General features: G+C 73.6%; 15 protein-coding genes. 4 read left to right on the forward strand and 11 right to left on the reverse strand.

Annotated features, from left to right (window positions below):
* Positions 1–59: 59 nt before the first annotated feature.
* From DPA01S_RS14415 to DPA01S_RS14430, 4 genes are all read right to left on the reverse strand, one after another.
* Positions 60–674: a hypothetical protein gene (locus tag DPA01S_RS14415; protein WP_061917347.1), complete on the reverse strand. Its 615-nt coding sequence runs from the start codon at positions 672–674 to the stop codon at positions 60–62.
* 149 nt (positions 675–823) lie between these two features.
* Complete coding sequence (locus tag DPA01S_RS14420) at positions 824–2,137, reverse strand: hypothetical protein (protein ID WP_061917350.1); 1,314 nt, start codon at positions 2,135–2,137, stop codon at positions 824–826.
* Positions 2,138–2,422: 285 nt separating this feature from the next.
* Complete coding sequence (locus tag DPA01S_RS14425) at positions 2,423–3,139, reverse strand: hypothetical protein (protein ID WP_061917353.1); 717 nt, start codon at positions 3,137–3,139, stop codon at positions 2,423–2,425.
* Between the two features lie 136 nt (positions 3,140–3,275).
* A complete protein-coding gene (locus DPA01S_RS14430; protein ID WP_061917356.1) occupies positions 3,276–4,301 on the reverse strand; it encodes a hypothetical protein in 1,026 nt (341 codons plus the stop codon).
* Between the two features lie 160 nt (positions 4,302–4,461).
* On the opposite strand from DPA01S_RS14430, the gene DPA01S_RS14435 reads away from it, so the two are divergent.
* The 3 genes from DPA01S_RS14435 to DPA01S_RS14445 all read left to right on the forward strand — a co-directional run bounded on the left by DPA01S_RS14435 (position 4,462) and on the right by DPA01S_RS14445 (position 8,790).
* On the forward strand, positions 4,462–5,217 hold the full coding sequence (locus tag DPA01S_RS14435; protein ID WP_007632338.1) for an ABC transporter ATP-binding protein: 756 nt from the start codon (positions 4,462–4,464) through the stop codon (positions 5,215–5,217).
* A complete protein-coding gene (locus DPA01S_RS14440; protein ID WP_061917358.1) occupies positions 5,214–7,823 on the forward strand; it encodes an ABC transporter permease in 2,610 nt (869 codons plus the stop codon). Before DPA01S_RS14435 ends, DPA01S_RS14440 begins: the two co-directional genes overlap by 4 nt.
* Before the next feature lie 70 nt (positions 7,824–7,893).
* On the forward strand, positions 7,894–8,790 hold the full coding sequence (locus tag DPA01S_RS14445) for a hypothetical protein (RefSeq protein ID WP_061917361.1): 897 nt from the start codon (positions 7,894–7,896) through the stop codon (positions 8,788–8,790).
* 94 nt (positions 8,791–8,884) lie between these two features.
* Here DPA01S_RS14445 and DPA01S_RS14450 read toward each other — a convergent pair whose 3' ends face one another.
* Entirely contained in the window at positions 8,885–9,235 is a 351-nt protein-coding gene (locus DPA01S_RS14450; RefSeq protein WP_198150810.1) for a DUF4229 domain-containing protein, read from the reverse strand.
* A gap of 39 nt (positions 9,236–9,274) precedes the next feature.
* Between DPA01S_RS14450 and DPA01S_RS17080 the strand changes: the two genes are divergently transcribed.
* Positions 9,275–9,436: a hypothetical protein gene (locus DPA01S_RS17080; protein WP_007632330.1), complete on the forward strand. Its 162-nt coding sequence runs from the start codon at positions 9,275–9,277 to the stop codon at positions 9,434–9,436.
* Between the two features lie 63 nt (positions 9,437–9,499).
* Here DPA01S_RS17080 and DPA01S_RS14455 read toward each other — a convergent pair whose 3' ends face one another.
* The 6 genes from DPA01S_RS14455 to DPA01S_RS14475 form a co-directional block, all read right to left on the reverse strand.
* Positions 9,500–10,024, reverse strand: coding sequence for an arsenate reductase/protein-tyrosine-phosphatase family protein (locus DPA01S_RS14455; RefSeq protein WP_061917367.1), 525 nt, complete (start codon positions 10,022–10,024; stop codon positions 9,500–9,502).
* A gap of 357 nt (positions 10,025–10,381) precedes the next feature.
* Positions 10,382–11,158 (reverse strand): enoyl-CoA hydratase, encoded by a 777-nt coding sequence (locus DPA01S_RS14460; RefSeq protein ID WP_061917371.1) that lies wholly within the window; start codon positions 11,156–11,158, stop codon positions 10,382–10,384.
* Positions 11,159–11,346: 188 nt separating this feature from the next.
* Entirely contained in the window at positions 11,347–11,481 is a 135-nt protein-coding gene (locus tag DPA01S_RS17485; protein WP_259882327.1) for a DUF8730 family Cys-rich protein, read from the reverse strand.
* A 143-nt stretch (positions 11,482–11,624) separates the two neighbouring features.
* Entirely contained in the window at positions 11,625–12,284 is a 660-nt protein-coding gene (rfbC, locus tag DPA01S_RS14465) for a dTDP-4-dehydrorhamnose 3,5-epimerase (RefSeq protein ID WP_061917374.1), read from the reverse strand.
* Between the two features lie 102 nt (positions 12,285–12,386).
* Positions 12,387–12,938, reverse strand: coding sequence for an LpqN/LpqT family lipoprotein (locus tag DPA01S_RS14470; RefSeq protein WP_061917377.1), 552 nt, complete (start codon positions 12,936–12,938; stop codon positions 12,387–12,389).
* Positions 12,939–12,950: 12 nt separating this feature from the next.
* The gene (locus DPA01S_RS14475; protein ID WP_198150812.1) at positions 12,951–13,757 is read right to left on the reverse strand and encodes an SDR family oxidoreductase; all 807 of its coding nucleotides are present in this window, start codon (positions 13,755–13,757) and stop codon (positions 12,951–12,953) included.
* Between the last annotated feature and the right edge of the window lie 45 nt (positions 13,758–13,802).

Consider the following 13,802-nt stretch of genomic DNA (forward strand, 5'->3'; position numbering starts at 1 on the left):
GGCCCCTGCTCGAGGGGCCGGCCGCCGTCGTTCGTGGGCCTGCGCGCGGCCCGGCGGGTCTACTTGCCGAGCGAGCCGGCAGGGACCGCGTTCCATGCGTTCTGGATGCCGTCGTTGATCGCCAGGGCGGCACCGCGGAGCGCGTCCTTGACGGGCTCGGGCAGGGGCAGCCCGTCGATGTCGGCGATGGTGATCGTGCCCGGCGCCGGCGGGGCGACCGGGGCGGGCGCGGGTGCCGGACGGGGGGCGGGCGCGGGCGCCGGTGCGGGGGCGGGTGCGGCTCCGCCTCCCCCGCCTCCGGTCACGGTCACCCGCGTGGTCTCGGTGCGGACCGGGACGCCGAAGATGTAGGCGGTCGCGACGGGGTTGTAGACGCCGGCGGTGGTGGGCGTGCCCTTGATCGCGGTGGTGGTCGGGTCGTAGGTCAACCCGGGCGGAAGGCCCTGGAACTGGATCGAGGCGCCGGGCGGCGGGGTGACGTAGTCGCTGACCCGGCGCTCCATGTACTCGCCCACCCGCAGCGTGAGCGACGGGAGGGCGGCAGGTGCCACGTCGGTGGCCTCGACCACGACGGGCGTGGTGTCGGGCGCCTCCGCCTGTCCTGACGCGGCCCCGACCGCGGCCATGGCGGTGAGTGCGACGGCGGAAGCGATGACAGGACGGGAGATACGCATACAGGTCTTTCGTGGACACCGCAGCGGACCCGCGGCTGACCCACGGTAGCCCACCAAAGCACGTCACCCCGGAGCCTTCTCACGATGTGAGAGGGCTCCGGGGTGGGCGTGGTCACCGGCGGCCTGCGCGACCGCCGGGAGTTCCGGGGTCAGCCGCGGCCGTTAGCGACCGTCGGGCCGGGGGCCTGCACGGTGCGCGGAGCACCGGCGGCTACGGTCGGCGCGGTGGAGCCGGACGAGCCACCGTTCGTGGTCGCACCCGTGGTGGTGGACCCGGGCAGCGCCGGCAGGATCGCCGTGGAGCCGGGGGCGGAGGATCCGCCGTTGAGGGCGAGCGTCAGACCCGCGAGACCGAGCATGGCCGCGCCGGTGAGCGCCAGCCCCGGGGCCAGGGCACCGAGGGAGCCGGTGTCGGCGGGGAAGGACGAGCCCGGGACGGTGATCTCGCCGCCGCCGGTCAGCTCGGCGGCAGTGGTCAGCTCGCCTCCGGTGGTGGTTCCGCCGGTCGTCGTGGATCCGGCGGGCTGGGTGCCGCCGTCGGTGGTCGATCCGGTCTCGGTGCCGGCGTCGATCAGCGAGCCGAGCGGGGCCAGCGGGCCCAGGCTCTGGGTGTCCAGCCCGCCGTTCGCGCCGCCGGTCACCTCGCCCGTGGCCGAGGAGCCCGGGAGGCCGAGCGAGCCGGTCTCGGGCGCGGGGTTCTCCGGCTGGCCCGGCGCGCCGGGTTGGCCGGGGTTCTGCGGGGTTGCGCCGGTGCTGCCGAGGCCGAGCTCGCCGCCCGCGAGGCTGCCGAGCGGGCCGGTTGGGTTCTCCGGGCCGTTGGGGTTCACGGGGGTGGTACCGCCCTGGCCGGTGGAGCCTGTCGCGAGCTCGGTGACCGAGCCGGCGTCGCCGCCGAGCGCGGACACGACACCCGCGACGGCCCCGAGGATCGCGTCGGTTCCGTCGGAACCCGTGGTGACCTGGCCGCCGGCCTCTGCCTGCCCACCGAGGCTGCCCTCGACCGCTGCCGTCGAACCACCCGAGGCGCCGGTGGGCGCGGTGCCGTCGGCGTTGTTGACCACAAGCGTGGCGGGGATGCTGACGGGGGCGCCGTTGACCTTGCCGATGACGGTGATGTGGTGGGTGCCGCCGACCGCCGGCGTACCCGAGATCGTGCCGTCGGCGTACGTCAGATCCTCGGGCAGCCCCTCGACCTCGGTGATCTCGATGCCGGCGTACACGCCGCTGGCCAAGCTCTGGATATCGAAGGAGAACTCCGCGTTGCCGACGGTGAAGCCGGTCACGGTCAGCGGGGAAGCGGAGGACGACGAGCCGGCAACGGTCTGGACGTCGCCGCCGACGGTCGGGGCGTCGGGAGCGGCGACGACGACTCCGCCCACGAGAGCAACCGCGGCAGCAGCTGCGACGGGGGCGACGAGGCGACCCCGGGCGATACGACGAGGACGGGCGAGGCGAGCACGCATCGGCTGGTTCCTTCCGGAGGGGTTCAGATCGCTCACTCCCCGGAACGGGAGCGCAGACCATTACAGACGCCACTTTAACCACACGCACACCGACTGTCTACTCCTCTCACACAAGTCACTACTGACACGTTGACCACACTGGTAACACACCCCTCAGGGTATCGGCCCCGGCATGGGCGGACGTTTACTCACCGCGCACTTCCCCACCGCCGCACCGGAAATGACGAACGGCCCGACCCCCGTGTCGGGATCGGGCCGCCGCGGCGAACTCGTGGTGTCAATCCATCAGGGAACAGGCACGGAGGTCGGGACCGGTGCGAGGGCGGAGACGCCCGTGGCCTCGGCCGCGTGGGCCCCGGCCCCGGCGGCGGCGGAGTCCTCGGCGACCGCGTCGTCGGCAGCTCCCGAGGCTGCAGTCAGGGTGGAGGCGACGGTGAAGCCGCTGGGAGTGGTGGTCCCGGTGACGGTGCTGACCGGGTTGCCGTCGGCGTCGACGATCACCGTCACCGGCGGAAGGACCATCTCGCCTCCGAGGAAGGTGCCGCACAGCCCCTCGGCGAACGATCCGGTCTGCGCGAGCGACGCCGTTCCGCCGCCCTCGCCCGCGACCACGTCGAGCAGGTTGGGGAAGGAGTCCAGGGCGGTGGTGACGAGGTCGATGACCCCGGTGGGCACGCCGTCGATCCCGAACAGCGGATAGAACTTGGCCACCGAGCCGCCTAGCCCGGGCAACTCGCAGACGGCGTCCGTCTCCGGCGTCAGCTCGCCGACGCTCGAGCCCCCGCCGTCGTCGCCCTCGTCGTCGTCCCCATCGACATCGGCGGAGCCGTCCGCAAGGCTCCCGGCACCGAGACCCGCGGACTCGAGGCTGCCGAGCGGGATGCTGCCCGCGCCCGCCCCGTCGGGCGCCGCTGCGTCACCATGCGCGTTGACGACGGGAACGGAGAGGGTGACCAGCGCGAATGCGGCGGAGGAGACTGTGACGACCTTGCGGGTGAACATGTCTGATGAACCCTCTTCAACTACGGCGGACGGGGTCGAGCCCCCGCGCCCCCTCCGGGGCGCCGGTCGTCGACGGGAGAACTGTAACGCGGAGACCGGCGCCCGGGGGTCGAGATCGCCCCGGGCGCGGCGCGCGTCACTGTCCGAGGCTGCCCGCCCCCGTGGTGAGGAGCCCCAGCAGGGCGGTGGGGTCGGCAGTGAGGCCGCCCGCACCGGTCGTGGCCGCGGCCCCGGCGGGGGTGGCGTCGTCCCCGGCGGCGCTGGCGGACTGGCCGCCGAGCAGTGCGGGCGAGATCGTGCAGAGCATCTCCCCCGCAGAGCCGATCCCCCCGAGCGAGCCGCTGTCGCCGAGGACGGACGGCAGCAGCCCCACGACCGCGTTGACCAGCATCAGTACGAGGCCCGACGAGGCGCCGTCCTGGTCGCCGGTCACCAGCGGCAGCAGCTGGGCCAGCGAGGCGCCGTCCATCTCACCGTCCCCGACGACCGAACACAGGTCCGGGCCGGCGCCGGCCTCGCCGTCGTCGCCGTCCTCGTTCCCCTCTCCGGGGGCGCTGTCGGCCAGGCTCGGATCGCCGGGCGCCGCCGAGAGGGTGGGATCGGGCTGGGCGTCGTCGGTGGTGGCCTCGTCCGTGGCGGGCTCGTCGGCGGTGGTGGACGGCTCGGTGGTGGAGGGACCCGTCTCGCCCTCTGCATCCGCCCCGGCGCCGTCCGCGGTTCCGGCCCGCCCGGCCGCCCCGGCGCCGTCGACGACGGTGATGGCGACCTTCTGCGACTGGGACAGCGCCCCGTTGGACACGGTCACGAGGACCTCGTACTCACCGGCGCGGGTGGGCGTACCGGAGATGACCCAGCCGTCCTGGGTGAGACCGTCGGGCAGGCCGGTGACCTGGATGGTGGTGCCCGCCGGGATGGTGCCACCGGCGGCGCGGGCCACGACCGGCTCCAGGTCGAGGTTCACGGGCGTCCCGAGCGGCATCTCCTGCGCGGCGGCCTGATCGGTGGCGTTCTGGGCGAGCTGGATGTCGCCGGCGTCGACAGCGGTCGGGTCGGTCACGGCCACGACGGTGCCGCCTCCGACGACGGCGAGCGCGGCCAGGGCGCCACCGAGGGCGAGCGTGCGAGAACGGGGGGCGGTGCGGTGCGAGCGTCGCTGCAACATGAGGTCACCTTGTCATCCGGGAGCTGGGCACGACCGGGTCCAGCCCAGTCACACACGCATCGTACGTCACAGCAGTCCCATGAGCCACAGTCATTCTCGGCGCGCCGCGCCGATCCCTACACTCACCTCTCGGACCCCACGCCGCGACGGAAGGACCCACGTGACCCCACCCCCCGAGATCGCCATCCGGGCCAAGGGCCTGCGCAAGACCTACTCCCACGGGCGGGTGACGGTGCGGGCGCTGGACGGGGTCGACGTGGCCATCGACAAGGGCCGCTGGACCGCGGTGATGGGCCCCTCCGGCAGCGGCAAATCCACACTCATGCACTGCCTCGCCGGCCTCGACACCCCCGACGCCGGCACCGTGACGATCGGGGCCACCGAGGTCACGCGCCTGCGCGACGCCGGCCGCACCCGCCTCCGACGCACCCGCGTGGGGTTCGTGTTCCAGTCCTTCAACCTCGTGCCCGCGCTGTCCGTGCGGGAGAACATCGTGCTGCCCGTCCGGATGGCGTTCCGCCGACCCGACCGTGCGCGCCTGGACGCCCTGGTCGGCGAGCTGGGGATCGGGGACCTCCTGGGGCGTCGTCCCCATGAACTGTCGGGCGGTCAGCAGCAGCGGGTGGCCATCGCGCGCGCCCTGCTGCCCCGCCCCGACGTGGTCTTCGCCGACGAGCCCACCGGCAACCTCGACTCCGAGTCCGGCGAGGCCGTGCTCGGGCTCCTCGGCGCGTGTGCGCGCGAGACCGGGCAGACGGTCGTCATGGTGACCCACGACGCGCACGCCGCCGCCCACACCGACACGGTGCTGGTGTTGGCCGACGGCCGGATCGCCGACGAGGTGACCTCCCCCAGCGTCGAGGCCGTGGACGCGGCCATGCGCTCGATCGCCGGTCGCCGGCCGGCCACCGCGTGAGCGTCCGGCTGGTCCTCGGCCAGCTGCGCGCCCACGCGGGCCGCTACCTGGGGACGCTGCTGGCGCTCGCGGTGGCCGTGGCGTTCGTCCTGGCCTCGGTGGGGGTCCTGCGGACGATGGCGGCGAGCGCCGACGCCACCTTCGGCATGCGCTACGCGAACACCGCGGTGCTCGTGCAGAACCTCGGCGACCGGACCTCCGCGGGCACCGAGGCCGCGCGGGAGGAGGCGGCCGAATCCCAGCGGCTCGGCCTGGAGGCCATCGCCGCCACGCCGGGCGTGCGTGCGGTGACCGTGGACGCGCAGACCTACGTGCGGGCCCGGGTGGAGGGTCGCGCCCAACAGATGACGACGACGACAACGCTCGCCACCGACGACGGCCTGCGCTGGCAGCCACTGGCGGACGGGCGGCTTCCCGCCACTCCTGGCGAGGTGGCGATCCGCGCGGACGCGGACCTGCCGGTGGGCGCCACGTTCGAGGTGCAGCCGACCGGCGGCGGCGACCCCGCCCCCGTCACGGTGGTGGGCCTGTTCGACCTGGCCGGCCAGCCGGACATGAAGTCGGCGTTCCCGCTGTACGCGACCGACGAGCAGGTGCAGCAGTGGGCGCCGAACGGCGCCGGCGGGGACGTGCGCGTGGCCTCCGACGGGACCGTGCCCGACGCCGCACTCGCCGCGGAGATCGAACGGCGGCTGGCCGACGTGCCCGGCACGTCCGCGGTGGAGGTGTCCACCGGCGCCGCCGAGGCCGACGCGCTCGCCGAGTCGTTCATGGGCGGTCGCGACGTCTACACGCGCGCCCTGCTGGCGTTCACCGTGCTGGCCGTGGCCGTGGCCGCGCTCGTGATCGGGACGACCTTCGCGGTGGTGTTCGCCGCCCGCGTGCGCGAGACGGCGCTGCTGCGGTGCCTGGGCGCCTCTCGGCTGCAGTTACGTGTCTCGGGCATCGCCGAGGCGCTGGCGGTGGGCGCACTGGCCACCGCGGCCGGGCTGGCCCTGGGCCGGTTCGCGGTCTCGCTGGCGTCCCGGGAGGCGCCGCGGCTCGGGGTGACCATCCCGCTGCAGGAGGTGACCGTGCCCGGCCGCGCGTACCTGCTCGCCGCCGCGGTGGGCATGGGCGTCACCGTACTCACCGCGCTGCCGTCGTTGTGGCGGGCCACCTCCGGCAGTCCACTCGAGGCGATGCGCCCGGCGGACGTGCGTCCCGACCCGTGGTGGCGGCGACTCGCGATGGTCGTGGTGGGCGCGGCGGTGGCGGCGTTCGGCTGGCACTCCATGTCGGACGCGGTGGCCGCGCGCGACGTGGTCTCCGCCGGAGCGTGGGGGGTCCTGGCGTTCCTCGGCGTCCTCGCGGTGGCCGCCGGGGCCCTGCCCACCCTCCTGGGCGCGCTCGGGACGGTGGTGGGTGTAGTGCTCGGCCCGGTGGGGCTCCTCGGCGCGCGCAACACCGCCCGCAGCCCGCGACGCACCGCCGCCACCTCGTCCGCGGTCCTCGTGGGCGTGACGCTCACCGCGACGATGGTCACCGGCATCGCACTGCTCGGGCCCGCGATCCAGGCCCGCCTCGTCGACCGGGTCCCCCTGGACGTGGCCGTGACCGCGCCCGGCGGCCTCCTGCCCGCCGGCCTGCCCGAGACCCTGGCCGACACCCGGGGCGTGGCCGAGTCGCTCGTCGTGACGGACATGTACGCGGAGGACCCGCGGGGCAAACGCACGGTGCTGCGGGTGGCCGACCCGGACCGCATCCGCGAGGTCATGCGTCGCGACGTGGTCCTGCCGGGGCCGGGCGAGATCGTGCTGCCCGAGTCCTCCCCCGTGGCCGCCGACGCCCGCGACGGCGACACCGTCCGGTTCACGTTTTTCTCCGACGACGACGGCCGCGACCTCGTGGTGCGCCGGACGAGCGACCAGTGGGCCCTCGCCGCCCCGGACAGCGTGCCGGCCTGGCCCGTGGCCCAACTGCCCGACGGCTCGCCCTGGCCCGAGGGCGTGGAGGTGCCGAGCCAGTTCGTTCCCCGTACCGAGTTGTGGCTGCGGATGGACGATGCCCTCGAGGGCGAGCAGCTCGACGCCGCCCTGCAGGACGTGCGCTCGGCCGTGGTGGACGCCGCTCCCGACCTGGCCGTCACCGAGAGCTTCGCCTCCCGCGAGCAGATCGCCACGTCCGTCCGGACCATCCTCACGTCGAGTGCGCTGCTGCTGGCGGTGGCGGTGGCCCTGGCGCTGGTCGGCGTGGCCAACACCCTCACGCTCGCCGTCCGGGAGCGGACGCGGGAGATCTCGCTGCTGCGCGGCGTGGGCGTGACCCGCACCGGCGTCTGGCTCATGCTGGTCCTCGAGACGCTGCTGGTCGCGGCGTGCGCGGCCGCCCTGGGCGTGGTGCTGGGCGCGGCCTTCGGCTCCGCGGGAGCGGAGGCCCTGACCGGCGCCGGCAGCGGGATCGGCGGTGTCTTCGGCGCACTGACCGGCGCCGCCGGGGTAGACGGTAACGACGACCTGCCCGTGCCCGATCTGGTGAAGGTGGGTGTCGGTGGCGTGCTCGCCGCGCTCCTCGCGGCCGGTGTCGCAGCCCTCGGTGCGGTCCGGACCAGGGTCACGACGAGCTAGCCACCTGCGAATTCCTTCCCGCCGAGATCATCCGGTGGCCATCCTTTGACAGAACTGAGACACTATCGTTATGCGAAATCGGGTGCTCCTCTCCGCCGGCGCAATCGCGCTGGTGGCGGCGTCGTGCGCGCAGCCGGAGCCGCAGGTGCTCTCGGAGGCGCCACGCTCCGCGTCTGCGACCGAGCTGACGTCGCCCACCGCGACCACGGGCCGGGACGAGCAGCCGGGGAAGTTCATCGCCCGGTGCGCGACCGAGGCCGACGGGGGCACCCCGGGGATGACCATCTTCACCGACGGGTCCCAGGACCTCACCGATCACTGCCTGAGCCGCTACTACATCGGGGTCCAGCCGGCGCCCGGGGCGTTGTACGTCCCCGACGAGGAGGCCGGAACCTACGCTCCCCCGAGCGAGACCGCGACAGCTCAGCCGACCGGCGAGCAGTGGACTCCGGCCCAGCCGCGCACCGACATCGATCCGCTCGAGACCGAGCTCGTCGACGGCCGTGAGACTCTCGACGACGAGACGACCACCGATCGGCCGGGCGAGCCCGGCACCGACGATCCGGATGACAGCGGCACCCCCGGGACCGACGAGCCCGGCAGCACCACACCCGGGACCTCACCCGGTGGGACGACACCGACGTCGCCGTCTCCCACCCCCGACCCCGGCGGGACCGAACCGGGCGGCACCGAGCCGGGCCAGAGCGAGCCCGGGCAGCCCGACCCGAGCGTTCCGGGCGGGACCGAGCCCTCTCCGACGGGCTCGTCCGACCCGACCTCCGTCCCGACGGAGGCGGACATAAGTCGACTCCAGCCGCCGGCTCCGCAGACGTCCGTCCCGCCGACCCGCGATTCCGGGTCGCTGGGGTCCGCGGGCTCGGACGCCTCCGGCGAGCCGCGTACTTCCGTGGGTATCCCGGGCTTCCGCTGGCCGGGGTCGTTCTGGCCGGGCGGCCCCCGCAGCTGACACCCCCGGCTCGGGCCCGCGACGCCGACGCGGCGGCGCGCATCCCGCCCGCCGCCGCGCTCCCCGGCCGGGACTGCCCCCTTCCGGGGTCGGCTCAGGCCTCGTTCATGCGCCGGCGCAGGTCGTCGCGCTTCTCGCGGCGCCCGGCGTCGACCTCGGCGATGTCGGAGTTGATCTGCGCGCGCAACCGACTGAACAGCACCATCGACAGCGGCAGTGCGATCACCACGGCGAGGATCGCCGCGACCAGCACAGGGATCTGCACCCCGGCGAGGGTGCCGAGCCCGATGATCACCAGGGTCAGCGCCAGCACCAGCAGCAGGCGGACGATCGTGTAGAAGACCATGTTCCGGGCCAGGCGGGCACCGGGCGAGCTCCCCTTCGGGGTGGTGGCCGGCATGGTCGACCCGTCCGTGGGGTGTGTTGATTCGTCTCGCTCGCTCATGGTCCCCAGGATACGTATCGTGGTGGAAAGGAGGTTCGAGTGATCTGGCTCTTCGCACTCATCGGGGTGGTGACAGTGGCGATCCTGCTGTGGCGGGCCTTCGGGCCGGGCTCACGGCCGGCACCCCCGCGCGTCATCGCTCCCGACGACGATCCGGAATTCCTGCGGGAACTGGACCGTCGTAAACCGCTGGACCCCTGACGCCCCACGGGCGCGTGCGGGTCGACGACTCACCGGTCGCGCGGACCGCGTGAGGCGCCTCGTTCAGCTGCGCGCCAGCAGGCGGACGATGGAGTCCACCGCGTCGCTGATCTGTGCGCCCGTGCGGTCGAACACCTCGGCTTCCCGCCCGATCGGGTCCTCCACGTCGAGTGCGGGATCGTCGGTGTTGATGTTCAGCCGCGCACGCGACAGTCCCGCCAGCGTGACGGACTCGTCCGAGTCGGCTAGTTGCGCGGCCTCGAGGAGCGTGTAGGTCTTCTTCCACAGCAGGGGCGCGAGCTCCTGGACGGCGTCGCGGTGTGCGCGGGTCGCGGTGAGGACGAGGTCCCTCCCGGCGAGCAGGTTGGTGGTGAGCAGCCGCGACGCGAACCCGTCGCCCTCACCGCCGTAGCCCTGCAGCACCCGCAGGGTCTCGCGGTGGATCTCCGCTCCGTTGGCGGCGCGGGTCCCGGCGGAGTCGACCGTCACGTCGAGTCCGGCCGCGGCGGTGCGTGCGGCCAGCAGCCGCTCGGCGAGCGGGGAGCGACACATGTTGCCTGTACAGACCGTCATCACGGAAAGCGCCATGCGTCGATCCTAGTCGGCGGCGAGGTCGCCTCTCCTCTCCTGGCGCCTGCGTCCGCTCGACCACGCCCGGCTCAGCGGCCCACCACAGCCGCGCGCGACCATGGCGTCTCGCTCCGCCCGGCGGGCAGGCGAGACGCCATGGACAGGAGCGTCGATGCCCGTGGCGTACATCCCCCAGAGCACGACGCCACCGCCGGGAGCGGATGCGCCACTGCCGTAGGAGCAAGACGCCATCGCGAGAAGCGAGACGCCATCGCGAGAAGCGAGACGCCAGGGACGGGAGCGGCTACCCGCGGGTGCGGGGCGGAGTCACGCGAGCCACGACCCCGCGGCAGCGGCCGCGCGCGACGCTACGGCTCACGCACCGCGCCACTGCGGCGTGCGCTTCTCGAGGAACGCGCTCATCCCCTCCTGCGCGTCGCACGTGACGGCGTTCGTGGCCATCGTCTCGGCCATCTCGCGGTGGGCCTCGTCCTGCGGCAGGTCGATCTGCCGGTAGAAGGCCTGCTTGCCGATCTCCAGCGTCAGCGGGCTCGCGTCGGCGATCTGCGTGGCGAGCTCGTCCACACGGGCGCGCAGCCGATCGGCGGGCACCGCCTCGTTGATCAGCCCCCATTCGACGGCGGTGGTCGCGTCGATCGTCTCGCCGGTCAGCAGCATCTGCATGGCGCGCTTGCGGCCGATGTTGCGGGAGACCGCCACCATGGGCGTCGAGCAGAACAGGCCGATCTTCACGCCGGGGGTGCCGAAGCGGGCGGTGTCGACGGCGACGGCCAGGTCGCAGGTCGCGACGAGTTGGCAGCCGGCCGCCACCGCGTGTCCCTGGACCTCGGCGATCACGGGCTGGCGGATGGCCTGGATGCTCTCCATGAGCTCGACACAGACCGAGAAGACCTCGCGCTCCTGCTCAAGAGTGCGCTCGACCATCTCGCTGATCTCGTGCCCGGCCGAGAGCGCCGGCCCGGACCCGGTGAGCACGACGACCCGGCAGTCGGGATCGTCGCCGAGTGCGCGGATCGCCGCGGTGGCCTCCCGCATCATCTGCAGGGACAGCGGATTTCGGCGCTCGGGTCGGTTAAGCGTGACGCGGGCGATCGGGCCGGCATCTTCGACGAGAACGTACGGGGTGCTCACTGGGGGCCTCCGTGAGGGCTGAGGGGTACCTCCCCCGGTTCTACCGTCCGATCGGCGCGCGCGGGCCGGGACCGGGCGAGGACGCCCCCGTGGGCGCGGTCGGGCCGGGCCCGAGAGGTCAGCACGCCGGCCGGCCCCGCCGGATCAGCTCGCGCCAACGCCGGCCCGGCCCGGTGAGCGCACGCCGATCAGTTGGCGGCGGCGCGGTGCTGTCCGTCGCACCACTGCTCGGCGGGCACGGTCGCCTTCACCTGGTCGACGTGCTCACCGCAGCCCTCCCAGGTGGTCTTGCCGCAGACGGGGCAGGTGACGGGGTAACACATGGGGATCTCCTCGATCGTCGGATGGATGTCGGCCGACCGCGCAGTCAGCGCACGGTCCGCCGGAGCACGGTCCGCCGGTGCACAGCTCGACAGTGCACGAATCGCCGTGCGCGGGTCGGCGGGGGCAGACCGCCGAGGGTAGGTCAGGCCTCGGCGGGGCGCCACTCGGCGTCGACACGGGGGGTGGCGTCGCGCAACCGCTCGACGTGCGAGCGGCAGGCGTCCCACTGCGGGAGTCGCCCGGCGGCGGCCACGTCGAGCAGGCTCGGCGCGTCGCGGTCGCGGTCGCTCATGACGTGCTCGATCGCGGTGCCGTCGAGCGCCATCTGCGGCCAGTCGATCGCGATCTTCGGATCGAAGGCGTCGATGACGTGCTCGGCGCCGGGCCGCCAGCCCTCCGAACAGAAGTACATCACGGTGGACTGCGGTTCGAGGGCCAGGAATCCGTGGGCTACGCCCTCGGGGATGTAGACGGCCCGCTGCTCGACGGAGTCGAGCAGGACGCCGGCCCACTCCCCGAAGGTCGGTGATCCCAGGCGGACGTCCACGACCACGTCGAAGACGGTGCCGGACGGGCACAGCACGTACTTCGCCTGCCCGGGTGGCACCTCGGCGTAGTGCAGGCCACGCAGGACGCCTTCTCCGGAGACGGACACGTTGACCTGCGCGAGGTCGAACCGGTGCCCGGTCATCTCACGGAAGGCGGGGTCGGTGAACGCCTCGTGGAAGACCCCGCGGTCGTCGGAGATCTGGCGCGGGGTGATCTCCCACGCCCCCGTCACGCTGAGCTCGCGCAGCTGCACGTCCGTCCCGCCTTCCCCTCGTCGATCGTGACCCGTCTCCGCGCCGCGCCCACCAGCGCGGGCACTGCCCGGCGCGGTCGCCCACCCGTGGCGCCGACCACCCTATCCGCGCATCGCGTCGACGATCTGCCCGGCCGTCCACTCGCCGATGAGGAGGCAGCTCATCGCGTCGTCGTGGACGGAGACGTCCTCGCGCCACCCGGTGATGACGAACTGGAAGACGTACGTGGCCTCGTCGTCGCTCCATCCCACGATCAGGCTCGAGGTGGCCATCTCACCGGGCTCGGCGGTGTAGGTACCGCGCACGTAGCGGTAGATGCTGGTGACGGCCCCGGCGGACTCGTCACCCTCGCCGGCGACCTCCTCGAGCAGCGTCCAGTCGGCGAGTGCGTCGGCGGTGGCGACGATCATCTCGACCGCCTGCTCGGTGTCCATCGCCGGGGCGACGCGGGCGCAGGTCGCGACGGCGTTGGGCGAGAAACCGTCGCGGTGGGCGCCCGGGTCGACGTAGATCACCGCGGACGGTTCGGGCGACTCGATGCGCTGCCACGGCGGGCTGTCCACCCACGTGAGCGGCTGGCCGGCGACGGCCATGGGCGGGCTCGCCTCGAGGGCGCGACCGGTGGAGGCACAGTACTCCTGGATCGAGGTCACCTGCGGGCCGCCTCAGCCCTGCAGCCCGGCGCCGACGATGTGGGCGCCGCCGTCCACGACGAGGGTCTGGCCGGTGATCCAGTGCGCGTCGTCGGAGAGCAGGAACGCGACGGGGCCCGCGATGTCGTCGGGCACGCCGAGTCGCCCAGTGGGCAGGGCGGCACCCATCGCCTCCTCGCGACCCTCGTACAGCGCCTCGGCGAACCGGGTCTTGACCACGCCCGGTGCGACGGCGTTCACGCGCACCGACGGGCCGACCTCCACGGCGAGCTCCTGGGTGAGGCGCATGACGAGTGCCTTGGTCGCGCCGTACCAGCCGATCCCGGGCGACGGGGCGAGGCCGGCGATGGAGGCGATGTTGACCACCGCGCCGCCGCGCTCGCCGAGTCCCGAGTGGTAGACCTTCTGCGTCCAGGACAGGGTGCCGAGCGCGTTGACCTCGGTGATCTTGCGGGCCGCGGCGAGGTCGATATCGACGGTGCGGCCGTAGACCGGGTTGATCCCGGTGTTGTTGACCAGCAGATCGATCGGCCCGAACTCCTGCTCGGCACGGGCCAGGACCTCGCGCTGGTGCTCCTCGTCGTCGCTCTTCCCCGCCACGCCGAGCACCCGGTCGGGCGCACCGAGCTCGGCGACGGCGGCGTCGAGCCCCTCCTGGCCACGGGCGGTGATGACCACGGACGCCCCCTCGGCGAGGAGTCGCCGGGCGATGCCCAGACCGATCCCCCGGCTGGCGCCGGTGACGAGGGCGGTGCGTCCGGCGAAGCGGTCGGGCACGACGGGGCCGGTGCGGGGGGCGGGAAGGGGGGTGGCGGTCACGGCCGTCTCCTCGGGGTCGGAAAGCGTGTGGCGTGCGCGGCCCAG

The organism is Dietzia papillomatosis NBRC 105045, from assembly GCF_001570845.1.
GTDB classification, from domain to species: domain Bacteria; phylum Actinomycetota; class Actinomycetes; order Mycobacteriales; family Mycobacteriaceae; genus Dietzia; species Dietzia cinnamea.

What these genes read in the sequence shown, in the direction of transcription:
- DPA01S_RS14425 (WP_061917353.1), bottom strand. Translation starts at nt 3,139, where the DNA reads ATGTTCACCCGCAAGGTCGTCACAGTCTCCTCCGCCGCATTCGCGCTG.
- DPA01S_RS17485 (WP_259882327.1), bottom strand. Translation starts at nt 11,481, where the DNA reads ATGTGTTACCCCGTCACCTGCCCCGTCTGCGGCAAGACCACCTGGGAG.
- DPA01S_RS14430 (WP_061917356.1), bottom strand. Translation starts at nt 4,301, where the DNA reads ATGTTGCAGCGACGCTCGCACCGCACCGCCCCCCGTTCTCGCACGCTC.
- DPA01S_RS14450 (WP_198150810.1), bottom strand. Translation starts at nt 9,235, where the DNA reads ATGAGCGAGCGAGACGAATCAACACACCCCACGGACGGGTCGACCATG.
- DPA01S_RS14445 (WP_061917361.1), top strand. Translation starts at nt 7,894, where the DNA reads ATGCGAAATCGGGTGCTCCTCTCCGCCGGCGCAATCGCGCTGGTGGCG.
- DPA01S_RS14415 (WP_061917347.1), bottom strand. Translation starts at nt 674, where the DNA reads ATGCGTATCTCCCGTCCTGTCATCGCTTCCGCCGTCGCACTCACCGCC.
- DPA01S_RS14420 (WP_061917350.1), bottom strand. Translation starts at nt 2,137, where the DNA reads ATGCGTGCTCGCCTCGCCCGTCCTCGTCGTATCGCCCGGGGTCGCCTC.
- DPA01S_RS14455 (WP_061917367.1), bottom strand. Translation starts at nt 10,024, where the DNA reads ATGGCGCTTTCCGTGATGACGGTCTGTACAGGCAACATGTGTCGCTCC.